The sequence below is a fragment of the Pandoraea captiosa genome, assembly GCF_902459775.1.
Taxonomy (GTDB): Bacteria; Pseudomonadota; Gammaproteobacteria; order Burkholderiales; family Burkholderiaceae; genus Pandoraea; species Pandoraea captiosa.
In genome coordinates this window covers 1-24,297 of sequence record NZ_CABPSQ010000007.1, presented here as the reverse complement: position 1 = coordinate 24,297, position 24,297 = coordinate 1, and the positions used below count along the sequence as shown (strand labels likewise).

The window sequence follows — 24,297 nt, the reverse complement described above, 5'->3', positions numbered from 1 at the left end:
GGATTCCGGGCGTGCCGGGTAATTCGCCGTCACACCGGACCGGGCGTCGACGGCGTCGGGGGTGACGTCGACCGCGCCCGGCGGATCAGCACGGTGTGGAAACACCACGAGAGCACACCGCACACGGCCATGACTGCCGCCATCGGTACCGCCGAGCGTGCATGGAGCAGCCCTACGGCAGCGCCGGCGCTCGCCGCCGCAAGGAATTGCAGCGCGCCCAGCAAAGCCGAGGCCGCACCCGCGCGCTGATGCTGACGGTTGAGTGCCTCCGCAATGGCATTCGGCTGGGAAAAACCGAGACTGGTCACGTAAGCGAACAGCGGCACCATCAGTCCGATCAGGCCACCGAGCTTGAGTGCCGCGACCGCCAGCATCACGAGACCGAGGATGGCGACCAGATTGTTGGTACGGCGCAACACATCTGCCGGGCGACGTTTGCGCAGCAAGTACGCGTTGATCTGCGATCCGCCGATGATGCCGCAGGCGTTCAGGCCGAACAGCCACCCGTAGTTGGCCGGATCGACGCCGTACAGATTGATGAAGACGAAAGGCGAGCCGGTGATGTACGCGAACATGCCCGCCTGCGACACGCCGCCGGCCAACGCATTGCCCATGAATTCGCGATCGCTCAGCAAGGCGCCGTAGTTATGCCATGCCGTGGCGAGCCAGTTACGCGCCTGCTTCGCGGCCTGACGCGTCTCCGGCAGCCAGAAGACGGACATCGCAAAACACGTCACGCCGAAGACGGTGAGGCCCCAGAAGATCGAGCGCCACCCCACGAAATTGAGCACCTGAGCGCCGATGAGCGGCGCCAGAATGGGGGCCGCGCCCATGATGAGTGTCATGCGCGAGAGCACGCGCGCCACCGTGGCCGTATCGAACAGGTCACGCGCCATGGCCCGGGCGATCACGAAACAGGCGCACCCGCCAACAGCCTGAATGAAGCGGGAGGCGATCAGGGTTTCGATGTTGGGTGCGAGCGCGCAACCGGCCGATGCGAGCGTGTAAAGCGCGAGACCGGCATAGAGCGGACGCTTGCGGCCGTAGCGGTCGGCCAGCGGTCCATGGAGCAGTTGGCCCAGCCCGAGTCCGATGAAGAACGACGCGAGGGAAAATTGCACCGCCGCATCGGTCGTGTTCAGCTCGCGCGCGATGCTCGGCAACGCGGGCAGATACATGTCGATCGACAGCGAGCCGATGGCCGACAGGATGCCGAGAACGAAAACGGTGCGGAAGGTACGCGAGGTTCCCGCGCTTCGGGCAGATTGGGCGGTTTGGGCGGGCATTGAGCGGAGCCTAGGGTAATCCCGAATGATACGGCATTCGCTTGGGTTCTGCTCAAATAGTGTGCAGGAGAGCCGTCCTCGCCGCACTCCCGCACATTACCGCACACAACAGCACACTCCCGCCCCGCATTTGCGCGACGTCGTTACCGCCCGCTCAGGCGGTCTTTTCTTCGTGCAGTCCCAGCGACTCGACCATTTGTTCGCGCATGACGAACTTCTGCACCTTGCCCGTGACCGTCATCGGCATCTCATCCACGAACCGGATGTAACGCGGAATTTTGTAATGCGCGATCTGGTCCTTGCAGAACGCGCGGATATCGTCTTCCGTGGCGTGCTGACCGGGCTTGAGGATGATCCAGGCGCAGACTTCCTCGCCGTACTTCGCGTCCGGCACGCCGAATACCTGCACGGCCTGGACTTTCGGGTGACGGAACAGGAATTCCTCGATCTCACGCGGATAGATATTTTCCCCGCCGCGAATGAGCATGTCCTTCACCCGGCCAACGATGTTGCAGTACCCCTGCTCGTCGATCGTCGCCAGATCGCCGGTGTGCATCCAGCCATCGCGGATCGCTTCGCGCGTGCGCGGCTCGTCGTCCCAATAGCCCTGCATCACCGAGTAGCCTTTCGTGCAAAGTTCGCCCTTCTCGCCCACCGGCACGATCTCGCCCGCCGCATCGACGAGTTTGACTTCGAGGTGCGGCTGCACGCGCCCGACCGTGGTCACGCGCTTTTCGAGCGGGTCGGTCGTGGTCGTCTGGAACGACACCGGACTCGTCTCCGTCATGCCGTAAGCGATGGTCACTTCACTCATGTGCATCTGATCGATCACGCGCTTCATCGTCTCGATGGGGCACGGTGAGCCGGCCATGATGCCGGTGCGCAGCGAGTCGAAGTGATAGTTGCCGAACTCCGGGTGGTCGAGTTGCGCGATGAACATCGTCGGCACGCCATGCAATGCCGTGCAGCTTTCTTCGGAGACAGCCGCCATGGTGGCCTTCGGATCGAACGCTTCGCCGGGGAAGACCATCGTGGCGCCCGTGGATACGCACGCGAGCACGGCCAGCACCATACCGAAGCAGTGATAGAACGGCACCGGGATGCACAGGCTGTCATGCTCGGAGAAACGCATCGCCATGGCGATGAACCGACCGTTGTTGACGATGTTGTGGTGCGTGAGCGTCGCGCCTTTCGGGTTACCGGTCGTGCCGCTCGTGAATTGAATGTTGATGGGATCGAAGCAATCGAGTCCGTCGGAGATGCGGCGCAGTTCGTCGAGATCGGCATCCGCGCCGAGCGTCACGACGTCGCTGAAATTCATCATGCCGGGCGTGGTGTGCTCGCCCATGCGAATGACGGTGCGCAGCGTCGGGAATTTTTCCGACTGAAGCTGCCCGGGCGCACAGGTCGCCAGTTCCGGGGCCAGCACGTTGAGCATGTCGAGGTAGCGCGAGGTCTTGAACGACTCCGCCGCGACCAGCGCCTTGCAGCCGACCTTGTTGAGCGCATACTCCAGTTCCGCCATCCGATAGGCGGGATTGATGTTCACGAGAATCAATCCCACGCGGGCGGTGGCAAATTGCGTGACCAGCCATTCGACGCGGTTCGGCGACCAGATCCCGACGCGATCGCCCTTCTTCAGGCCGAGGGAAATCAGTCCGGCGGCAAAGGTGTCCACGTGCGCAATGAACTCGCGCCACGTCCAGTCCACGCCCTGCTCGCGAAATACGACGGCCTGCCGCTCCGGAAACTTCGCCGCCGTCTCGGCGAGCAGCCCGAACACCGTCAACGTCGACAGCGGTACGTTGGTATCACCCTTCACATACGACAGTCCATTACGAGGTACAACGCCCGCACCTTCCCGACTTTCCATGCCTTTGTCTCCTGAAGCATTGCTGAAGTGGTGACTGCTGCTGCGTGACGACGGCGGCGACGGCAGTGGCGACGACCGCGACGGCAACGACGGCGCTTTCATGTCGGAAGCTACCGTGCCATATCGGCCGCGAATCTCTGTTCATAACAATAGCGCGTCACGCTGACTTGACGTTTACGTTAACGTAATTTGAGTGACGTTTGGAGTGGGGATGGCCCTGAGTCGGGCATGTGTCGGTCGTCGACACTGGTGGCGACAGGATTCTGACCGGGAAAAACAAAAGCCCCACGCACTTGCATGCATGGGGCTTTCGCTCTCTGTGCGCCGCGACGAACGTCCTGAAACGATCATCTCGGCAAATCGTCCGACAGGGTGCGGCGCGAGGCCGTCACCCGTCGTTGGTAACGACTTTACTTGCGTTGGCGCAGTTTCTGAATCGCGGCGAGTTGAGCAATGGCTTCGGCCAGTTCGGCCTGAGCAGTTGCGTACTCGATGTTCGATTCTTTGTTCGACATTGCTTCTTCTGCACGACGCTTGGCTTCAGTGGCCTTCGCTTCGTCCAGATCCTTGCCGCGGATGGCGGTGTCGGCGAGCACGGTCACCGTGCCCGGTTGCACTTCGAGAATGCCGCCTGCCACGAAGACGAAGTCCTCGTTGCCTGCTTCGTCCTCGATGCGAACCGCACCCGGCTTGATACGCGTGATCAGCGGCGTGTGGCCGGGCAAAATGCCCAGCTCGCCGGCTTCGCCGGGCAGCGCCACAAAGCGCGCCTTACCCGAGAAGATTTCCTCTTCCGCGCTGACGACGTCTACGTGAATGGTTGCCATAATCGCTCCCGTTGAGTGTGATGAAGCGGCAGGCGCGCCGGTCCGGACGTTGCCGTCCTCGCTTCGCTACCCCGCCCCGCAACAGTCACCTGCCGGGATACGGTGGCGTCTCTCGCGAGACTCCGCCGTCGCCCGACACTCAACCGTTTACTGCATCTTCTTGGCTTTTTCGAACGCTTCGTCGATCGTGCCAACCATGTAGAACGCCTGCTCCGGCAGGTGGTCGCACTCACCGTCGACGATCATCTTGAAGCCGCGGATCGTTTCCTTGAGCGGAACGTACTTGCCCGGCGAGCCCGTGAACACTTCCGCCACGTGGAACGGCTGCGACAGGAAACGCTGAATCTTACGCGCGCGGGCCACGGCCAGCTTGTCGTCCGGCGACAGTTCGTCCATGCCCAGAATTGCGATGATGTCGCGCAGTTCCTTGTAACGCTGGAGCGTCGATTGCACGCGACGGGTCACCGTGTAGTGCTCTTCGCCAATCACGTTCGGGTCGATCTGACGCGAGGTCGAGTCGAGCGGGTCGACTGCGGGGTAGATACCCAGCGAGGCGATGTCACGCGACAGAACGACGGTGGCGTCCAAGTGACCGAAGGTGGTTGCCGGCGACGGGTCGGTCAAGTCATCGGCAGGCACGTACACGGCTTGCACCGACGTGATCGAGCCGGTCTTGGTCGACGTAATACGCTCTTGCAGCTTACCCATTTCTTCAGCCAGCGTCGGCTGATAGCCCACGGCCGACGGCATACGGCCGAGCAGTGCCGACACTTCGGTACCGGCCAGCGTGAAACGGTAGATGTTGTCCACGAAGAACAGCACGTCGCGACCTTCGTCACGGAAGTGCTCTGCCATCGTCAGACCGGTCAGCGCGACGCGCAGACGGTTGCCCGGCGGCTCGTTCATCTGGCCATACACCAGTGCAACCTTGTCCAGAACGTTCGAGTCCTTCATTTCGTGGTAGAAGTCGTTCCCTTCACGGGTACGCTCGCCCACGCCGGCAAACACCGAATAACCGCCGTGTTCCTTGGCGATGTTATTGATGAGTTCCATCATGTTCACGGTCTTGCCCACGCCGGCGCCACCGAACAGACCCACCTTGCCGCCCTTGGCGAACGGGCAGATCAGGTCGATAACCTTGATGCCGGTTTCGAGCAGTTCCGTCGACGGCGACAGCTCGTCGAATGCCGGAGCCTTCTGGTGAATCGAACGGGTGTGATCCTTGGCGATCGGGCCGGCTTCGTCGATCGGACGACCCAGCACGTCCATGATGCGGCCCAGCGTCGGCTTACCGACCGGCACCGTGATCGGCAGACCCGAGTTTTGCACCGTCATTCCGCGGCGCAGGCCTTCGGAGGAACCCAGACAGATGGTACGGACAACGCCGTCGCCCAGCTGCTGCTGGACTTCGAGGGTCAGTTCCGAACCTTCCATGGTGAGCGCGTCGTAGATCTTCGGCATGCTGTCGCGCGGGAATTCCACGTCGATAACGGCGCCGATGCACTGTACGATTTTGCCTTCAATCAAAGCAGTACTCATCGCTTTTCCTTTAGATACTCAAATTCATTTCGCCTTACGGCGCATCGGCCCGTGCCACCGCTTACACTGCGGCGGCGCCACCCACGATTTCGGACAGTTCCTTCGTAATCGCTGCTTGACGGCCCTTGTTGTAGACCATCTGCAATTCACCGATCACGGTCTTTGCATTATCCGAAGCGGCCTTCATGGCCACCATCCGGGCGGACTGTTCCGACGCCATGTTCTCTGCGACTGCCTGATACACGACAGCTTCGACATAACGCACCAGCAGGGCATCGACGACCGTCTTTGCATCCGGTTCGTAGATGTAGTCCCACGAATGCTGTGCCGGCACCGCGCTCGCTTCTTCCGATTCGCCTTCCAGCTTCTCGGGCAGCGGCAGCAGTTGCTCCACCACGGCTTCCTGCTTCATCGTGTTGACGAAGCGGTTGTAAGCCAGGTACACGGCATCGAGCTTGCCTTCGGCATACGCGTCGAGCTGCAACTTCACAGCGCCGATCAGCTTGTCGAGGTGCGGGGTGTCGCCCAGTTGCACAACGTGCGAAACCACCTTCGCGCCGATACGGTTCAGAAAACCGAAGCCCTTGCCGCCAATCGCGGTGGCCTCGATCTTCAGGCCCTGTGCTTCGATTTCCTTGAGCTTGGTCACCACGGCACGCAGCACGTTGGTGTTCAAGCCGCCGCACAGGCCCTTGTCCGTCGTCACCACGATGATGCCGGCCGCCTTTGCGTCGGCATGCTTCACCATGAACGGGTGGTGGTATTCCGGATTCGCCTGGCCCATATGCGCGGCAATCTGGCGCACCTTGTCAGCGTACGGCCGGGCATGACGCATGCGTTCCTGCGCCTTGCGCATCTTCGACGCGGCCACCATTTCCATGGCCTTGGTGATCTTGCGCGTGTTTTGCACGCTCTTGATCTTGCCGCGAATTTCCTTCATTCCAGCCATTGCTTACTCCTTGTCTCGGCGCGACATTCGTTGCTGCCCGAATATCGCGCCTTCCCGGGTCCGTTGAATAGTTACCGATTCAACCGGATTAGTAAGCGCCGGTCTTCTTGAAGTCCTTGACCGCAGCGTGCAGGGCAGCTTCGTCGTCCTTCGAGAGATCTTTGGTCTCTTCGATACGGCCGATGAGTGCGCCGTGGCTGGTCTTCAGAACTTCGCGCAGACCCTTTTCGAACGGCAGAACCTGAGCGATTTCGAGATCGTCCAGATAGCCGTTGTTGGCGGCGAACAGCGAAACGGCCAGCTCCCACACTTGCAGCGGTGCGAATTGCGGCTGCTTGAGCAGTTCCGTCACGCGGCGACCGCGCTCGAGCTGCTTGCGGGTCGCTTCGTCCAGATCCGAGGCGAACTGCGCGAACGCAGCAAGCTCACGGTACTGTGCGAGGTCGGTACGGATACCGCCCGACAGCTTCTTGATGACCTTCGTCTGCGCTGCACCACCCACACGCGACACCGAGATACCGGCGTTGATTGCGGGGCGGATACCGGCGTTGAACAGGTCGGTTTCCAGGAAGATCTGGCCGTCGGTAATCGAGATCACGTTCGTCGGAACGAATGCGGTCACGTCACCGGCTTGCGTTTCAATGATCGGCAGTGCCGTCAGCGAGCCGCTCTGGCCCTTGACTGCGCCGTTGGTGAACTTCTCGACGTACTCTTCCGAGACGCGAGCCGCACGCTCGAGCAGACGCGAGTGCAGATAGAACACGTCACCCGGGTAAGCTTCACGGCCCGGCGGGCGGCGCAGCAGCAGCGAGATCTGACGATAGGCCCAGGCTTGCTTGGTCAAGTCGTCATAAATGATCAGTGCGTCTTCGCCACGATCGCGGAAGTATTCGCCCATCGTGCAACCGGAGTACGGTGCGATGAACTGCATGGCGGCCGAGTCCGAAGCGGTGGCGGTCACGATGATCGTGTATTCCATCGCGCCGTGCTCTTCGAGCTTGCGCACCACGTTCATGATCGACGAAGCCTTCTGGCCGATCGCGACGTAGACGCAGGTCACGCCCTTGCCCTTCTGCGAAATGATCGTGTCGATGGCCACAGCGGTCTTACCCGTCTGACGGTCACCAATGATCAGCTCACGCTGGCCGCGGCCGATCGGCACCATGGCGTCGATAGCCTTCGTACCGGTTTGCAGCGGTTGCGACACCGACTTACGCCAAATCACGCCCGGGGCGATCTTTTCGATGGCGTCGGTTTCCTTCGCGTTGATCGGACCCTTGCCGTCGATCGGCTGGCCCAGTGCGTCAACGACGCGGCCCTTCAGTTCCGGGCCGACCGGCACTTCCAGAATGCGGCCCGTGCACTTGACGGTATCGCCTTCCGAGATGTGCTCGTACTCGCCCAGAATCACGGCGCCGACAGAGTCGCGCTCGAGGTTCAGTGCCAGACCAAACGTGTTGCCCGGGAATTCGAGCATTTCGCCCTGCATCACGTCCGACAGACCGTGAATGCGGCAGATGCCGTCAGTCACCGAGATCACGGTGCCTTCGTTACGGACTTCGGCGCCGCTATCGAGACCTTGAATCCGGCTCTTGATCAGTTCGCTGATTTCAGAGGGATTGAGTTGCATATGTGCTCCTGATATTCAATTCTTGCCGTCGCAGGCGTTTCGCGCCGGCCTCAGGCCGTCAGCGACGTCCGCATAGCCGCCAGGCGGGCGCGCACCGAAGTGTCCAGCACCTCGTCGCCAACCACCACACGCACGCCGCCGATGAGCGACGGATCTACCGTCACGCTCGGGTTGAGCTTGCAGCCGAACTTGTGCTCGAGGCCCTTGACCAGCGAGGTCAGTTGCTCACCTTCGAGCGGGAAGGCGCTTTCGATCGTGGCGTCTGCCGAACCGGCAGCAGCGTTCTTCAACGCTTCGAACTGTTCGGCGATTTCCGGCATGGCAGCCAGACGGCCGTTCTCGACCACAGCGGCGACGAAGTTGCGCACTTCGGCGTCGGTCGATTTGACGGCAGCGGTCAGCACGTCGACGACTTGCGACGGGGCGACCTTCGGATCGTCGGCCAGATTGGCCACTTCGGGCAGCGCTGCCACTTGCGCCAGTTCGCGCACGAGCTGCGACCAGCGATTCAGATCGCCGGACTTGGCCACGCGAAACAACGCTTCGGCATACGGACGAGCGATGGTAGCGAGTTCGGCCATGATCAGAGCTCTGCCTTGAGTTGGTTCAGCAGGTCGGCGTGGGCCTTGGCGTCGATTTCACGCTTCAGGATCTGCTCGGCACCCTTCACTGCCAGACCAGCCACGTCTTCGCGCAGCGATTCACGGACCTTGACGGCCTGATTCTCGGCTTCTGCCTTGGCGTTGGCGATGATACGAGCCGCTTCGGCTTGCGCCTGCGTCTTGATCTCTTCGGCCACGGCCAGTGCACGCTTCTCGGCGTCGGCAATACGCTTCGCGCCTTCGTCGCGGGCTTCCGCGAGGGCTTGCGTGGAGCGCTTGTTGGCGGCTTCGAGTTCGGCCTTGCCCTTATCGGCAGCAGCCAGACCGTCAGCGATTTTCTTCGCGCGTTCGTCGATAGCCTTGATCAGCGGCGGCCACACGAACTTCATCGTGAACCATGCCAGGATCAGAAACACGACGGTTTGCGCGAACAGAGTTGCGTTTATGTTCACGGTGTTTCCTTTCGGTGATGCGAGTCGATTGGCAAAACAGCGCGCCCCATTGTGCCAGCTGGCTTGGGCGCGCCGTTCATGTCCAGTGGGTCGCGCATGTCATTGCGCAACCGGCCGAAAGAAACTTAGGCGAGGCGCGACAGCAGCGGGTTCGCGAAGGCGAACAGCATGGCAACGCCCACACCGATCAGGAATGCAGCGTCGATCAGGCCGGCCAGCAGGAACATCTTCGTTTGCAGCGGGTTCATCAGCTCGGGCTGACGGGCGCACGCTTCGATGTACTTACCGCCCATCAGCGCGATACCCAGACAGGCGCCGATAGCACCCAGACCGATGATGATGCCGATAGCAATGGCGGTCAGACCCTGGATGTTGGCGATGAAAGCTTGCATGATTACTCCTTTTGGTTAGAGACTTGAAACTTTAAATTTGAAAAACTGAAAAACCGAAAAACGTTGCTTCCGCGACGACCGATCAGTGATGGTCGTGCGCCTGACCGATATACACCAGCGTCAGCATCATCATGATGAACGCCTGGAGCAGCACGATCAGGATGTGGAAAATCGCCCATGCGGTGCCGGCAATGACGTGGCCGACAAAACCCAGCACCGACGCATCTGCGCCAAAGCTCCAGATACCGCCCAGCAAGGCGATCAACAGGAACACCAGTTCGCCGGCGTACATATTGCCGAACAGTCGCATACCGAGCGACACGGTCTTGGCACAGAATTCGATGATGTTGAGCAGCAGGTTCGGGATCCACAGCAGGAAGTGGTTGCCGAACGGTGCGGTGAACAGCTCGTGCATGAAGCCGCCCGTGCCCTTGATCTTGAAGCTGTAGAACAGCATCAGAATGAGCACGCCGACGGAGATACCGAGCGTGCCGTTAAGGTCGGCCGTCGGCACAATGCGGTGATGCGTGATGATGGAACCCAGACCCACCCATTCGATCACCTTCGACGGCAGATCGACCGGCAGCAAGTCCAGCGAGTTCATGAGCGTGACCCAGACGAAAACGGTCAGCGCCAGCGGGGCGATGAAAGCACGATTGCCGTGCACGATGCTCTTCGACTGGTCTTCGACCATTTCCACGAGCATTTCGACCGCTGCCTGAAAACGGCCCGGCACGCCCGCGGTGGCCTTACGCGCCGCCATCCACAGAATGAAGCAGCCCAGAACGCCCATCGCGATCGACCAGAACATCGTGTCCCAGTTGATGATCGAGAAATCGACGATGCTAGTCTGCGTCGAGCTCGCGAGGTTTTGCAGGTGGTGCGAAATGTACTCCGACGGGTTCGGAGCGTGGCCGGCTTCTACTGACATAGCGATCAAACACCCAATTATGAAAATCCGCACACGGTAGCGTGTCGACGCGCGAGCGGTTTTCCACCGCTACTTCAGTGCCATCGCCAGCCAATAGACTTTGAGCGTGAGCACGAAGGTGATCAGAAGCGCGATCCAGTGAACTCCTGGAAATCCGTACGCCACCGCCACCAATAACGCGATCGTCGTTGCTACCTTGATCGCCTCTCCCGTCACCAATGAACCGACGGAGACACGATCACCTGAAATTCTTAGCCGAAGCGCAAACAGCGCGCCCGGGATCCAACCGATCATTCCACCCAGCCATGCGGACAGCGCCGCGTCTCGTGGCGATGCCGACAGTAGCCACCAGGCCAGCGTCGCTATCAGCGACAGCAGTACCTGGGCTCCCACCACCCTGAATGGAGTCACACTTGACGCGCGCCCCACATCGGGACCGAACAGGCGCTCGGCCTGCGCACGCGTGAGTGGAACGATAGGTTTTTCCTGCTCCTGCTCGTCGTCCCAGGCCTCGTATGCTGCACGTGCCGGCGCTTGCGGTTCGGGTTCGAAGTTCGACCGTGATTTCTCGGTCATCTCGCAGCCTCCCCGCCCGACTCGTACAAACGAATGGGCTCTTCAAGCAGTTAAACCCGCGAGATTTTACGGGAAATTACGAAGGCCAGTCAATCTAAACGCGCAACAAATTCGCCGAAACTGCACAGTGCATGCTTCGATTTGGCGCCAACTCTCACGGAGTGCAATTTCCCTCATGGTGCAGCGCGACATTACGCGCAAACGCCGCACATTCCCCGCAGCTGACCTGCGTTCCGTGCGCGTTCAGACCCATTTCAGTGCAATGAACCCGATTAGAAGTGCCACCAGATAAAACGGGATGGAGAGATAGTGGAAATGCCACCAGATACGTTCCGATTTCGCCATGCGCAATGCGATGAGATTGGCCAGCGAGCCCACGGCCAGTCCGAATCCGCCAACGGCAACGCCAAGGGCGAGCGCCGGCCAATTGTGCGAATACTCCGCGAGCAGAATCGCAGCGGGAACGTTACTGATGAATTGTGACAAGACCGCCGCCCCGCCGTAGGCCATCGGTCCGTGGGAGAAATCGAAGTGCCCGAGCGCTGCGCGAACCTCCGTCAAGCCGGCCACGCCCCGCAACACGACGAACATCAGCACGAAGATCGCGAGCAGCAACCAGTCGATACCGAGCACGGCATTGCGCCGTGCAACGATCAGCACGGCGGTCACGCCGGCGCACGCCCAGGCAGCGAAACCATGATCGGCCAGCGTCACGAAAACGACGAACAACGCCAGTGAGATCCATAGCAGCGGCCAGCGCACATCATGCCTGGGCCCCTGTCGCTGAAAATGCAATGCCCGCGAATCGAATGCGAACGCGCACACGGCGAGCAGCATCGCCATGAGCGCAAGGGTGATGGGCGTCATCATGAGAACGTAGGCGCCGAAGCCCATGCCGCTTTGCTGCCAAAGAAACAGATTCTGGGGATTGCCGAGCGGGGTGAGACTCGAACCGGCATTGACTGCCAGCGCGAGGAAGATGATGAGTCGCTCGATGCGGACCGGTGCGATGCGGGCGAGCGACTGCGCAAGCGGAACGACAGCGAACAGCGCCACGTCGTTGGTCAGCAGCGTGGAAAGTGCGGCGGCGAACGTGACCATCAGCAAGGCGAGGCGACGTTCGGTGCGAAACGCGCGGAGCAACCGTTGGGCGAGCCAATCGAGAAAACCGCTCTGGTCGATGGCGCGCGTGAGCATGAGCAAACCCGCGAGCGTGAGAATCGTGTGCCGGTCGATGCGCGCGAACAGCTCGCCGAGGCTCACGGGCTTCGCAATTTGCAGCACGACGAACGCCGCGAGCAGAATGAGCAGTACGCGGTCGCCACGCACCCGCTCGTAGGTCACATGCAGCGCACGCACGACACGCGACGCGACGCTCGCGTGAGACGTCGTTTTCGCGGCGCGTGAATTCTCTGGCGGATCGCCAGTCGGATGGCTCACGACAGTATCGTCAGGACGCCGAAATTATTCCGCGCGAATGCGCGCGAGAATACCGTCGAGCGCATCGAGGCTACCGAACTCGATCGTCAGTTGTCCGGCGCCCTTGCGGCCGACCTTGATCTTGACGTTCGAGGCGAGCAGATCCGACAGCTCCTCTTCGAGACGGGTGACGTCGCGACCGCCCTCTTCCGCCGAGCGACGCCGAATGCCGTCACCTTGCGGCTTGAGCGAAGCGTTCACGATACGCTCCGTGTCGCGCACCGACAGTCGCTTGTTCACCACCTGATTCGCCAGCGTGATCTGCGTGGCAGCATCGACAGAGAGCAACGCGCGTGCGTGTCCCATATCGAGATCGCCTGCGAGCAGCATCGTTTGCACCGGGTGTGCGAGATTGAGCAGACGCAGCAGGTTCGACACCGCACTGCGCGAACGACCGAGCGATTCCGCCGCTTGCTCGTGCGTGTAATTGAATTCGCCGAGCAGTCGTTGGATGCCTTGCGCTTCTTCAAGCGGATTCAGGTCTTCGCGCTGAATATTCTCGATGAGCGCCATCGCGGCGGCGGCTTCGTCGGGGACGTCGCGCACCAGCACCGGCACTTCGGAGAGTCCGGCAATGCGTGCTGCGCGAAAGCGTCGCTCACCGGCAATAATTTCGTACTTCTCACCATCGATACGCCGCACCAGAATCGGCTGCATCAGTCCTTGCGCGCGAATGCTCGCCGCAAGTTCCTGCAACGCTCCTTCATCCATGCGGGTACGCGGTTGATACTTGCCGGCCTGAAGGCGGTCGAGCGCCATCACCGAGGGTGTGCCGTCGCCGCTCGCTTGCTCAGCGCCGTTATGGTTATCGGCGTGGGCGCCCAGCAGCGCTTCGAGGCCGCGGCCCAGGCCCTTTTTTTTCAGTGCGTTGGTCTTGGTCGCCATGACAATGCGTTCCTGCGCGAATGCGCCTTACATAGTTCGAATGCGCGCGATCATTTCCGCGCCGAAGTCCAGGTACGCCTTCGCACCGCGCGAGGCGGGATCGAAAACGACGCCCGGCATGCCGTAGCTCGGCGCTTCGGCGAGCCGCACGTTGCGCGGGATGATCGCGTTGAAAACCTTGTCGCCGAAGTGCGACTTCAATTGCTCCGAGACTTGTTGCTGCAACGTGATGCGCGGATCGAACATCACGCGCAGCAGACCGATCACCTTGAGGTCACGGTTCAGATTCGCGTGCACCTGCTTGATCGTGTTGACGAGGTCGGACAGTCCTTCAAGCGCGAAATATTCGCACTGCATCGGAATGATGACACCATGGGCGGCACATAACCCGTTAAGGGTCAGGAGCGAAAGCGTTGGCGGGCAGTCGATGAGCACGAAATCATACTCGCCGTCGACCTTCTCCAGCGCTTGCTTCAGACGCGTGTCGCGATTCTCCAGCGAGACGAGCTCGACGTCCGCGCCGGCCAGTTCGCGATTGGCGGGCAGCACGTCGTAGTTCCCCGTCTCCGAGCGCTGTGCGCTCGTGCTCACGTCGATGCCGTCGACCAGCACCTCGTAGACGCTCGTCTCGAGCGAGGCCTTGTCGATACCGCTGCCCATCGTCGCGTTGCCTTGCGGATCGAGGTCGACCAACAAGACACGCTGCCCGTGCGACGCCAGTCCGGCAGCGAGGTTCACCGTGGTGGTCGTCTTGCCGACGCCGCCCTTCTGATTGGCCACGCAGAAAATTTTCGCCATGCCGATGTAGTCCTCCGATTGCTGCCGTGTTGATGCGATTGGTGCAGAGTGATGCCGGGATGCGTGCGCTCGGGCGCCACGAATAACGACCGCGAAGCGAGCAGTTGTCACCCTTGGCAAAAGCGTCCCGCTGATTCGATTATCTGAGCAAAGCTCAGTTATTGCCTTGTTTGCCGCGTGTTACCGCGTGCTGGCCGACCTGCGACTGTCGGCACGAGGTGCTCAGGGCGCGCTTGCCTTCTGGGGCGTCAACACCAACTTGTCGGTGTCGTAACCTTGCTTGCGCAACTGGGCACGCATTTGATTCAGTGTGTCGTCGTCGATCTTCGGCGTGCGCGAGAGGATCCAGAGATACTCGCGACTTGGCTCTCCAACAGCGGCATACTGATAGTCACCGTCGAGCACGATAACCCAGTAGTTCGCCCAAAGCCAGGGAATCCAGCGCAACCAGTCCGGCGCAAACGTCACTTTGAAGCGTGCCGTGCCGGTGCCCTGCCCGTCGGTACGCGCCACGCCGGAATCGCTCGCCCAGGTGCCGTCTTCCTTGCGGCATTTGTTCGTAACGTCGATGTTGCCGTCCGGCCGGGCGACATACTCAGCGGTGACGTCCGACACACATTTTCGCTCGAAGAAATTTGGGTAGCGTGCTATTTCGTACCAGGTGCCGACATAGCGCGTCTTGTCGATTTTCTGCACGGGACGCACGCGCGTAGTCAGCGATTCCTGGCCGGACTGCGCCCATGCCACAGCGGCGACCACCGACAATCCGACCATCACGGCGCCGGTCCAACGAGTCATTCGGGTCATCCCGTAACCTTTACGCGGAGCAAATGACGCTCAGCGTCGAGAAATGGCACCTGCAAGGCCAGACGTTCGATCAATTCGCAGCCTTCCGGCAATGTCAGTTCGCTTTCTGCGGCGACACCCTTCATCGCCCAGAAGCTGCCGTCGGGCGCCAGCAAGTGACGTGCGAGGGTGACGAAATCGGACAACTCGGCAAAGGCGCGCGAGACGATGGCATCGAACGGCGCGGGGACTTCTTTGCCCACGACGAGCGACTCGACGCGTCCGGTGACGACTGTGAGGTTGGACAGCTTGAACGTGGCACGGGCTTGCGTGAGGAAAGCAGTCTTCTTGTGAACGATGTCGTTCACCGTCACTTGCCAGTCGGGGCGTACGATTGCGAGCACTACCCCCGGTAGCCCGCCCCCCGAGCCGACGTCCAGCACACGTGAAATCGGCTCGCGATCGAGACGCGGCAGGATCGAGAGCGAATCGAGCAGATGCTTGACGACCATTTGCTGCGGATCGCGAATCGAGGTCATCTGCAACGAGGCATTCCATTTCGCCAGCAGCATCTGGTAATCGAGCAGTCGTGCCTGCTGTCCGGCATCGATCGTCAGACCGAGTTGCCGGATGCCGTCTGCCAATAGGGTGGCGAGTTCGTTGCCGCCGACAGCGGCACTACGCGGAGCAGTCATGAGGCCTCCGCGTCAGGCAGCGTGCTGGTCGCCGGCATCGCCGTCGGCAGCACCGTGGGTATCGGTGGACGGATTTCCCGCCGGACGTCGGCGACCGAGCCCCTTCTTGAGATGGATCATGAGCAGCGAGATCGCGGCAGGCGTCACGCCCGAGATGCGCGATGCCTGCCCGAGCGTTTCCGGGCGCTGCGCATTGAGCTTCTGGCGCACTTCGATCGACAATCCACGTACGTCGTTGTAATCGATGTTCGCGGGCAGCACCGTATTCTCGTTCGCTTCCTTGCGCACGATTTCGTCGGCCTGACGGTCGATGTAGCCCTGATACTTCACCGCAATCTCGATCTGCTCGCGAATCTGGTTGGCTTGCAGTACGTCATCGGACAGTGGCGATGCCGGCGCAAGACGACCGCCCTGCACTGCCATCAGCGCGTCGTATCCGACCTCCGGTCGACGTAGCAGGTCTGCCAATGAATACTCGTGATCAATAGCCTTCCCCAGCAACGGCACCGAATCTTCCGCCGGGAAGGTCTTGGGATTTACCCACGTCGATTTGAGACGTTCTGTTTCACGTGAAACAGCATCGCGCTTGCGGCAGAACGCTTCCCAACGAATGTCGTCGACCACGCCCAGTTCACGCCCGACTTCCGTCAGACGCATGTCGGCGTTGTCTTCCCGCAGCGACAGTCGGTATTCCGCCCGGCTGGTGAACATACGATACGGCTCGGACACGCCCCGCGTAATCAGATCGTCGACGAGCACGCCGAGGTACGCCTGGTCGCGGCGCGGGCACCAGGCGTCGCGCCCTTGCACCTGCAATGCGGCGTTGATGCCTGCGAGCAGGCCTTGTGCGGCGGCTTCTTCGTAGCCGGTCGTCCCGTTGATCTGCCCCGCGAAGAACAGGCCGGAGATGACGCGCGTTTCAAGCGAGCTACGCAGACCGCGCGGATCGAAGTAGTCGTACTCGATGGCATAGCCGGGACGCAAAATGTACGCGTTCTCCATGCCTTTCATCGATCGAACGAGCTCAAGCTGCACATCGAAGGGCAGGCTGGTAGAGATACCGTTCGGGTAAAACTCGTTGGTCGTCAGGCCTTCGGGCTCAAGATAGATCTGATGCGACGTCTTGTCGGCAAAGCGATGAATCTTGTCTTCGATCGACGGGCAGTAGCGTGGCCCCACGCCTTCGATGACGCCGGTGTACATCGGCGACCGGTCAAGGCCGCCGCGAATGATGTCGTGCGTGCGCTCGTTGGTATGCGTCACCCAGCAAGGCACTTGTCGCGGATGCTGGTCCGGGCGCCCGAGAAACGAAAACACCGGCACGGGATCGAGGTCGCCGGGCTGCTCTTCCAGCACGGAGAAGTCGATGGAGCGACCATCGATGCGCGGTGGCGTCCCGGTCTTCAACCGCCCCTGCGGAAGCTTCAACTCTTTGAGTCGTGCGGAAAGGGTGATGGCGGCCGGATCGCCGGCGCGCCCACCGACATAATTGTTGAGGCCGACGTGGATCTTGCCATCGAGGAAGGTCCCCGCGGTCAGCACGACAGCGCGAGCGCGGAAACGGAGGCCCACTTGCGTGATGGCCCCCACGACACGCTCGCCTTCGACAATAAGATCTTCGACGGCTTGCTGGAACAGCCATAAATTCGGCTGATTCTCCAGTCGATGACGGATGGCCTGCTTGTAGAGAAGACGGTCGGCCTGGGCGCGGGTAGCACGAACCGCCGGGCCTTTGGACGAGTTCAGAATCCGAAACTGAATACCGCCCTCGTCTGTCGCGGCCGCCATGGCACCGCCAAGGGCATCGACCTCTTTGACGAGGTGGCCTTTGCCGATCCCGCCAATGGAGGGATTGCAGCTCATCTGGCCGAGCGTCTCGATATTGTGGGTGAGCAGAAGCGTCTTACAGCCCATGCGGGCTGAGGCGAGCGCAGCCTCGGTGCCGGCATGGCCGCCACCCACCACGATCACATCAAACTCGGTCGGATAAAGCATCGCAATATTGCCGCTAACGGCAAACTCTCTGGATTCGGTAATTGCGGAATTATAGCGGCATTGCAGTGCATCATTTGTAACCACGTATGTGTTTCACGTGGAACGTGCGTGCAAAGCGACGGCTTTGGGGACTGTTTCACGTGGAACGTGGGGATCTCATGGTGATTAGATGCTTTCGGCGGAGTTTGCCAGCCCCCGTCGACCACAACCTTTCACCGTTCCCTCGCCTCCTCCCACCTCCGGGCAGCGGAGATCACCGATACCCTGACTGCGCTCCAACTTAAAGTCGCTCCGTCAGGGCACTGGTAATCTCCGCCAAGCGAGCATCCGAGTAAAACACGGTGAACCGGTCGTTCCTTGTTTCACGTGAAACGTAGGGGGTTTTCGCAGTAAGCAGACGCTTCGTGCACCTCGCCGCCCAACAAGACCACAACCCTTCACCGCCGCCTCTCCTACTCCACCTCCGGGCAGCGGAGATCAACGGCACCCTGACTGCGCTCCAACTTAAAGTCGCTCCGTCAGGGCACCGTTGATCTCCGCCAAGGGAGCATCCGAGTTAAACCCGGTGAACCGGTCGTTCCTTGTTTCACGTGAAACGTAAGGGGTTTTCGCCGTGGGCCGACGCTTCGTGCACCTCACCGCCCAACAAGACCACAACCCTTCACCGCCGCCTCTCCTACTCCCACCTCCGGGCAGCGGAGATCACCGGCACCCGACTGCGCTCCAACTTAAAGTCGCTCCGTCAGGGCACCGGTAATCTCCGCCACACGAGCGCCCGAGTAAAACTCGATAAGACGGTCGTGCCCTGTTTCACGTGAAACCGAACGTGCTCCATAGCAGACAGCAATTATTTAAGGGGTTAGCGACTACGTGCCGCCAGCGGTCGTGAGAGTGACGATCGAAGTTCTCGCGGAATGTGTTCGTCCTGCCACAGCGGTAAGGAATCCCACGAAGCCGTTTGAAGATAGATGAGGGAGATCTTGAGGAAGTCGCAGTCCAGAGCCAACGAACATCTAGCTATTGGCGTCGCCGTCGTAACGGAATTTGAAATTGCGGACGAGACCGATGCGACTGCGATTCTTCTCGGGACGTGTGAGAGGTGGGTATCGGGGGTGCCCTGACGGAGCGACTTTAAGTTGGAGCGCAGTCAGGGCACCCCCGATACCCACTGCCCGGACATATGTAAGAGTGGTGTCGTGTTAGCGGGATGCGGTGTTCCAGGAGAAGCGGAACAACGGCTTGAGCGTCGGAAATGGCACTAAGCAAGGCGCACCACAGCGACCGATGAAAAAGCGTGAGCCTATAAGCGACGACAAAATTCGGACGTCCGACCGGTGCGAATTGGGGGCGCCCTGACGGAGCGACTTTAAGTTGGAGCGTAGTCAGGGTGCCCCCAGTTCGCACTACCCGGAAGCAAGACAGAAGCGACGACGAATTACAGGGACGTGGTGTAAAACTGCCACGTTCCACGTGAAACCAAAAAAGCAAAACGACAACGCAAAAAGCAAAAACACGCTTCGTCATCCCCAAATGCCTCGCGTTATCCACACCCCACCATCGCCGTCGAAATTCCATTTCAGGAATTTGCTTTTCTGTGGATAACATCGAACACGAATTTCACTCGAAATTCGAAAAAATCCCGCAACCCCTTATTGCGGCAGTGCGCCATAGCTTTGCGTTACCCACACATATCCACAAGCAACTGTGAATAAGTGACCTAGCACACTTGAGAACCGAAGTTTGTGTCCGGCCCAAGAGAATTGGGGACGGATGGCGCACGCGAACGACCGTTCGCTATTCATCTATGCCCCACCGATGCGTCGCGGAAATGAAAAATGTCTGATGTCAAGTCCTTGTGGCTGGCTCGGATTTGAGCAAATCCCCATACGCCACAATCAGTTAGGCCCAATTCGGGCCATTCTCCGGTGGGCGCACTTTGAAGCCTAGGAGCCACATAGGGGCACGTCGGTAGCAAGCATCGGCGTGCCCTGGAGGGCATTGTGGTGTCCCGAATCAACTTGGGATCGAGGTCTCCTCCGCTGCGGCCTTTGCCGCCTGCGACAGGTTTTCGCGGAGCCGCGTGGAGTCCACGGCATCGGAGGCAGAGCGGCTCAACTCGACGGTGGCCTGCGAAGGCCAGTCTGTCGAACCGGCTGCAATGACTCCAGGTTGCTCGCCGAACTCCTTGGCGAGTCGCTGGCGAATCGGCTCGGGGATAAAGGCCGCGCCAGGCAGTGCATACGCAAGGTACTCCGTCAGATACGGATGCTTGTGCCAGCGCCCACCATCGACCGCGCGACCCATCGACCGCTCGAAGTGAGAGAGCAGAACTACCAGCGCGCCTCGCCGCTGAGTTCCCGCGTCGGACGAGTGCATCCACTCATACCCGATGCGCTTGATCTGCTCGCGTTCTTTGTACGGCATCGGCACGAAGCCCAACACTGCCTGCGCCTCCTCGAAGTGCTGATGCCGCTCGCTGTGCGTCTTAATGTCGGCGGGCAGCGTCCCATCGAAGGTGAAGGAGCAGAAGCGGCAATGGTGTGCACCGCCGTCCACGTCAACGTGGCTGGCTACCTGCGCGTCATAGCGCTTTTGCAGTTCGTGGAAGTGGCGCACTCCATACTCGGCCGCAGCAATAGCATCAAGCCGTTGCATATGCGTCAGGTCTGGGAGTGCAGCTTTGGCCGCCTTGGCAGCCTTCTTAATGCGAGCCAGATCGGCCCATGTGATGGTGCTTATCTTCATTGGTTTCTCAATCGAAGACTCCTAGGGCCCGCTCAGTAGGAATCCGATCAAGATTCCAATGGAAATTGCCATTGGTAGTGAGTGAACTTTGCCATTGCGGACGGCCAGCACCTACCCGTGCATAGCCTCAATTTTAGCAGGATCAGGTTGGAGCGGGCGATGGCGGGCTCTTCTGCGCCTTGCGCCGAAAACCCCGATCCCCTGCCATGAACGCCTCCAGCATGTGCGGAATCAGCGTCGCAGCATCGACCGCCTCGCCGTAAGTCTGCGCGTGCAGCGCAGCGTAGCGGTCGAGGTCAGCCTTCAAGCCGGCCGGACACGCGAAGGTCAGCTTTGTGGATTCCAGCTTCGGCAGCGGCCCTAGCCGCAGGTTCTTGGTCGTGTTCATTGCATCGCTCCCCTGTTGAAGAACAGCGGCTGGTACGGCCGCAGTACCAAATCGCGGTTGACGATGATGCGAACCGGCAGGCCCGGCCGCTCGGTCAACGTCGGCTGGATGTTCATGTTGCGCCGGGTCATCTCCTGGCCTACCTGGTTCACGCTGTCCTGCAGGCTGTCGCGCCCGGCGACGATGACGCGGTTGCCGTCCTGCCGGTTCTGCGGCGCGGCCAGCTCGGCGCCCACGCCTAGCAGCGTGGTCAGGGCCGCGCCGGCAAAGACCCGATCCCAATGCCAATCGACCCCATCCTCCAGGCCGGCATAGCCGGCGGGATCGGTGCCCGCCAGGTTATCGAGCTTCAACGAAGACGTGTCGGGCAGGATGATGCGGTTCCACACCACCTGCACGCGGCTCTGCCCATAGCTCACCTGGCTGTTGTACTTGCCCAGGATGCGCGAGCCCTGCGGGATCAGCAGGAACTTGCCCGTGGCCGAGTCGTAGACCGGCTCCGTCACCGTGGCGATCACATCACCCGGCAAGTCCGACTTGATGCCCGTCACGAGCGCACCCGCGATCACCGTTCCGGCCATGACCTGATACGGCGAGGCCGGCATCTGCAAGCTGCCGGAATTGCGGGTTTCCGTAGAACCGCCTTTCAAGAACGCCTCCTTCTGGTTTTGCCGGTTCTGCGTGGCGGTCGGGTCGACAGGCTGGGCCGCCGTCGAGGCAGGCCCAGCCGCCAGCGGGTCGAAGCCCGCCAAGGCGCTGCCCGGCGCAGCCGCAGCGCCTTGGGCCGTGGCTGGCGCTGCGGCCTTGCCCTGCTGGCCCGAGCGGAAGAACACCGCCGAAGCCGCAGCGGCGTCGGCCTCCTTGCGCAAGGCGTCCGCCGGGTCATGGCCAGGCGGCGCATAGGTAGGCGTCACCGGCTGCTGCGAGGCCACGATGGCGGGGCCAAGATCGCCCGGCAGCGGCGGCCCCAGCTCGTGCACCTTCTGCGGCAGCTTGGAGTAGTCGGCCGGCAAGCCGTCCAACCCTTCGGACTTGGACACGCGATCGACGTTGTAAAGCTCGGTCTGCTCGCCCGCGCCGCGCCGGTGCGGTTGCAGCGACCAGATCGTGGTCCCGAGCACGGCGACCGACAGGCCGCCGACGAGGACGGCCAGCGTGCGCCGGTTCAGCCGGGTCACGGCACGCGGTTGGACGCGCAGCGCCACCGCCTCGGGCGCGACCTTGCCCGCTTGCGGCGCGGCACGGTCGGGGGTGTCGTCCTGGCTCATGGTCAGTTCCTCCGCGTGCCCGCTGCCGCTCCGTCATTGCGCTCGATCCGCACCACGTCGCCCTTGTGCCCGCCCAGACGCAGTTCGGCCGCGCCAAACAGCCGATCCACGATGTAGTACGGGGAGCGGAATCGGTAGTTGACGAGCCGGCCGTCGCCCTGCGCGCCGATCACGAACAGCGGCGGCAGCTCGCCCTGGGCGATGCCCGGCGGGAACTGGATATAGACCTTCTCGCCATCGTCAAAGGCGCGCAGCGGCTTCCACGGCGGATTACTGCCGCTGACCGCGTAGCGGAAACGGATCTTCTCCAGCGACAGGCCGCTCTCCACCGGCGCAGCAGCGCTGGCCGCCTGCGCCTGGCGCTGCAAGGCCAGCATCTTGTCCTTGGGATACTCCCAGGACACCGAGGCCATCCACGTCTTCTCGGTCGAGGTCAGCTCCAGCAGATAGGTGCGTCGGCTTGTGGTGATGACAAGATTCGTCTTCAGGCCCGAGCGGATCGGCTTGACCATCACATTGACGCGCAGCGCATCGCCGCTGCCGCTCGATGTGTCGCCCACGATCCAGCGCACCGTGTCGCCAGCGGCGACCGTCACCAGTTCCTCACCGGGCTGGAGCGCGATCACGGTCACGCGGCCCACGGCCGCATAGACCTGGTACAGCGCGCCATCGGTGAAGGGCCAGACCTGGATCGCGTTCACGTAGCCCTCGCGCGTCGGTGCGATGCGCGCCTCGGCGTTGGCACGCGAGACGCGCACGGTTTCATCGGCGGGTTCTGCCGCTGACTTGGCATCCGGTACAGGCTTCATCTGCGCCGGCATCGGCAACACCTCGGGCACGGCCACAACCTCCACCGGCTTCGGCGCCTCGGGCAGCGGCTGGGCCTGCACGGGCTCATCAAGCGAGATGGTCGGCGGCGGCTTGCCCTGCGTGGCGCAGCCTGCGAGGGCAAGCAAGATCAGCGGCAAGGCGGATTTACGGAAAATCGCATTCATGGTTTTGCTCCTTCGTTTCCTTCCAGTTCGCGGCTCCACGACAGTCCGTTGACGTAGATGCCCAAGGGGTTCTTGCGCAGGCGCTGCTCGGTGCGCGGGGTCTGCTGCACGATGGAAATCACCGCGTTCCAGCGTTCGGTGCGATCCAGGGCGCCGTTGACGTAGCGGGTTTCCGTCCAGCGCACGTTGAAAGACGTGTCGCTGGCGCGGGTCACGCTGGTGATCTGCACCGTCACCGACTCCTTGCCGATGCGCGCGAACGGATCGTTCACGCGGGCGTAGTCGTTGAGCACCACGGCGCCCTTGTCGGTGGTGTAGTTGTAGGCATCGAGCCAGTTCTGCCGCACCACGATGGGGTCGATGGACAGCGAGCGCACCAGGCCGATGAAGCGGCCCAGGTGGTAGGCCATCTGCGCATCGCTGGGCCGGTACGGCGTGGCGGCTTCGCCCACGGCACGCACCTGGCCCGCGTTGTCCACCTCCACCACATAGGGCGTGACGATGGACTGCGCCGAGCGCCAGACCAGGCCACCGGCCATCAGCAGCGCGAGCGCGAGGCAGCCGAAGGCCATCAAGCGCCAGTTCTTCGCCTGCACGCGGGACGAGCCGATGCGCTCGTCCCACACCTGTGCGGCGGATTGGTAAGGGGTAGCAGGCTGCGGCGTGTCGGCATAGCGCACCTGCGGGCGTTTGAATCGCATGGGTGTTCTCCTTGAGGATCAGGAATCGGAATCGCGCAAGCTCGGCCCTTGGCTGGAGCTGCCGCCATCGCCACCGCGCAGCGTGTGGGCGGCGGTCGTCGCGGCATGGGTGAGTTGCTGCCTGCGATGCAGGCGCTTGGCCCAAGCGGGCTGTTCGGCAGCAGTAGGTGAAGCAGCGGTATCGCCACCGCCCTGCGAGCCCCCAGACGCGGCAGGGTCATCGGGTCGGAAGGCGGCAGCGACGTGCTCTTTCATCGAGCGCGCCCCATCGGCCACCTTCTGCCCGGCCGCCTGCGCGCCGGTCTTGGCGACATTGCCCACGCCGGCGGCTGCGCCTTTGAGGCCACCGCCAGCGAACGCGGAGCCGGCCTGGAACGCCGACTTCGCGCTGCTGGCCGCCCCGGCAGCGGCACGCGCACCGCTGCCTGCCAGCTTGGCCGCAGCCGGGGCCATGCGTGCGCCGGCAGCGACGGCGCCGCCGACGCCCGTGGCCGCTGCGCCCACG

The 24,297-nt window shown here is 61.8% G+C and carries 22 protein-coding genes and 1 pseudogene; all 23 read right to left on the bottom strand.

Translation table 11 applies throughout. The annotated features are described in order from the left end of the window. Nucleotides 1-29: 29 nt before the first annotated feature. A complete protein-coding gene (locus PCA31118_RS17605; protein WP_150626420.1) occupies nt 30-1,286 on the bottom strand; it encodes a Bcr/CflA family multidrug efflux MFS transporter in 1,257 nt (418 codons plus the stop codon). A gap of 154 nt (nt 1,287-1,440) precedes the next feature. Beyond that, nucleotides 1,441-3,159: an AMP-binding protein gene (locus PCA31118_RS17600; protein ID WP_150626419.1), complete on the bottom strand. Its 1,719-nt coding sequence runs from the start codon at nt 3,157-3,159 to the stop codon at nt 1,441-1,443. A 410-nt stretch (nt 3,160-3,569) separates the two neighbouring features. Then, the gene (locus tag PCA31118_RS17595) at nt 3,570-3,986 is read right to left on the bottom strand and encodes a F0F1 ATP synthase subunit epsilon (RefSeq protein WP_150626418.1); all 417 of its coding nucleotides are present in this window, start codon (nt 3,984-3,986) and stop codon (nt 3,570-3,572) included. Nucleotides 3,987-4,133: 147 nt separating this feature from the next. Beyond that, entirely contained in the window at nt 4,134-5,525 is a 1,392-nt protein-coding gene (atpD, locus tag PCA31118_RS17590; protein ID WP_023598336.1) for a F0F1 ATP synthase subunit beta, read from the bottom strand. A gap of 61 nt (nt 5,526-5,586) precedes the next feature. Continuing rightward, a complete protein-coding gene (atpG, locus tag PCA31118_RS17585) occupies nt 5,587-6,474 on the bottom strand; it encodes a F0F1 ATP synthase subunit gamma (RefSeq protein WP_150626417.1) in 888 nt (295 codons plus the stop codon). Between the two features lie 88 nt (nt 6,475-6,562). Next, on the bottom strand, nt 6,563-8,104 hold the full coding sequence (gene atpA / locus PCA31118_RS17580; protein ID WP_044457490.1) for a F0F1 ATP synthase subunit alpha: 1,542 nt from the start codon (nt 8,102-8,104) through the stop codon (nt 6,563-6,565). A gap of 50 nt (nt 8,105-8,154) precedes the next feature. Next, on the bottom strand, nt 8,155-8,685 hold the full coding sequence (locus PCA31118_RS17575) for a F0F1 ATP synthase subunit delta (protein ID WP_044457491.1): 531 nt from the start codon (nt 8,683-8,685) through the stop codon (nt 8,155-8,157). A gap of 2 nt (nt 8,686-8,687) precedes the next feature. Further along, nucleotides 8,688-9,158: a F0F1 ATP synthase subunit B gene (locus tag PCA31118_RS17570; RefSeq protein WP_044457492.1), complete on the bottom strand. Its 471-nt coding sequence runs from the start codon at nt 9,156-9,158 to the stop codon at nt 8,688-8,690. 125 nt (nt 9,159-9,283) lie between these two features. Beyond that, nucleotides 9,284-9,550 (bottom strand): F0F1 ATP synthase subunit C, encoded by a 267-nt coding sequence (gene atpE / locus PCA31118_RS17565; protein ID WP_044457493.1) that lies wholly within the window; start codon nt 9,548-9,550, stop codon nt 9,284-9,286. An 82-nt stretch (nt 9,551-9,632) separates the two neighbouring features. Further along, complete coding sequence (gene atpB / locus PCA31118_RS17560; RefSeq protein WP_150626416.1) at nt 9,633-10,481, bottom strand: F0F1 ATP synthase subunit A; 849 nt, start codon at nt 10,479-10,481, stop codon at nt 9,633-9,635. A 69-nt stretch (nt 10,482-10,550) separates the two neighbouring features. Beyond that, complete coding sequence (locus PCA31118_RS17555; RefSeq protein ID WP_150626415.1) at nt 10,551-11,057, bottom strand: ATP synthase subunit I; 507 nt, start codon at nt 11,055-11,057, stop codon at nt 10,551-10,553. 243 nt (nt 11,058-11,300) lie between these two features. Further along, nucleotides 11,301-12,416 (bottom strand): SLC13 family permease, encoded by a 1,116-nt coding sequence (locus tag PCA31118_RS17550; protein ID WP_150626575.1) that lies wholly within the window; start codon nt 12,414-12,416, stop codon nt 11,301-11,303. A gap of 105 nt (nt 12,417-12,521) precedes the next feature. After that, the gene (locus PCA31118_RS17545; RefSeq protein WP_150626414.1) at nt 12,522-13,421 is read right to left on the bottom strand and encodes a ParB/RepB/Spo0J family partition protein; all 900 of its coding nucleotides are present in this window, start codon (nt 13,419-13,421) and stop codon (nt 12,522-12,524) included. 27 nt (nt 13,422-13,448) lie between these two features. Continuing rightward, a complete protein-coding gene (locus PCA31118_RS17540; RefSeq protein WP_150626413.1) occupies nt 13,449-14,219 on the bottom strand; it encodes a ParA family protein in 771 nt (256 codons plus the stop codon). Nucleotides 14,220-14,441: 222 nt separating this feature from the next. Then, nucleotides 14,442-15,017: a lipocalin family protein gene (locus PCA31118_RS17535; protein ID WP_246190293.1), complete on the bottom strand. Its 576-nt coding sequence runs from the start codon at nt 15,015-15,017 to the stop codon at nt 14,442-14,444. 5 nt (nt 15,018-15,022) lie between these two features. Further along, nucleotides 15,023-15,700 carry a 16S rRNA (guanine(527)-N(7))-methyltransferase RsmG gene (rsmG, locus tag PCA31118_RS17530; protein ID WP_150626411.1) on the bottom strand — a complete coding sequence of 226 codons (678 nt, stop codon included), beginning with the start codon at nt 15,698-15,700 and terminating at the stop codon, nt 15,023-15,025. A gap of 12 nt (nt 15,701-15,712) precedes the next feature. Further along, complete coding sequence (mnmG, locus tag PCA31118_RS17525; RefSeq protein ID WP_150626410.1) at nt 15,713-17,695, bottom strand: tRNA uridine-5-carboxymethylaminomethyl(34) synthesis enzyme MnmG; 1,983 nt, start codon at nt 17,693-17,695, stop codon at nt 15,713-15,715. Nucleotides 17,696-19,708: 2,013 nt separating this feature from the next. Next, the gene (locus tag PCA31118_RS17520; RefSeq protein WP_150626409.1) at nt 19,709-20,440 is read right to left on the bottom strand and encodes a hypothetical protein; all 732 of its coding nucleotides are present in this window, start codon (nt 20,438-20,440) and stop codon (nt 19,709-19,711) included. A gap of 142 nt (nt 20,441-20,582) precedes the next feature. Further along, a complete protein-coding gene (locus PCA31118_RS17515) occupies nt 20,583-20,828 on the bottom strand; it encodes a DUF2274 domain-containing protein (RefSeq protein WP_150626408.1) in 246 nt (81 codons plus the stop codon). After that, nucleotides 20,825-22,096, bottom strand: a complete 1,272-nt coding sequence (locus tag PCA31118_RS17510) for a TraB/TrbI/VirB10 family type IV secretion system protein (protein WP_150626407.1) — start codon at nt 22,094-22,096, stop codon at nt 20,825-20,827. The genes PCA31118_RS17515 and PCA31118_RS17510 overlap by 4 nt, the downstream gene beginning before the upstream one ends. Nucleotides 22,097-22,098: 2 nt before the next feature. Then, nucleotides 22,099-23,091, bottom strand: a complete 993-nt coding sequence (gene trbG / locus PCA31118_RS17505; protein WP_150626406.1) for a P-type conjugative transfer protein TrbG — start codon at nt 23,089-23,091, stop codon at nt 22,099-22,101. Next, on the bottom strand, nt 23,088-23,792 hold the full coding sequence (gene trbF, locus PCA31118_RS17500; RefSeq protein ID WP_150626405.1) for a conjugal transfer protein TrbF: 705 nt from the start codon (nt 23,790-23,792) through the stop codon (nt 23,088-23,090). Before trbF ends, trbG begins: the two co-directional genes overlap by 4 nt. A gap of 18 nt (nt 23,793-23,810) precedes the next feature. After that, nucleotides 23,811-24,297 (bottom strand): annotated as a pseudogene (locus tag PCA31118_RS17495) (P-type conjugative transfer protein TrbL); the annotation flags it as partial.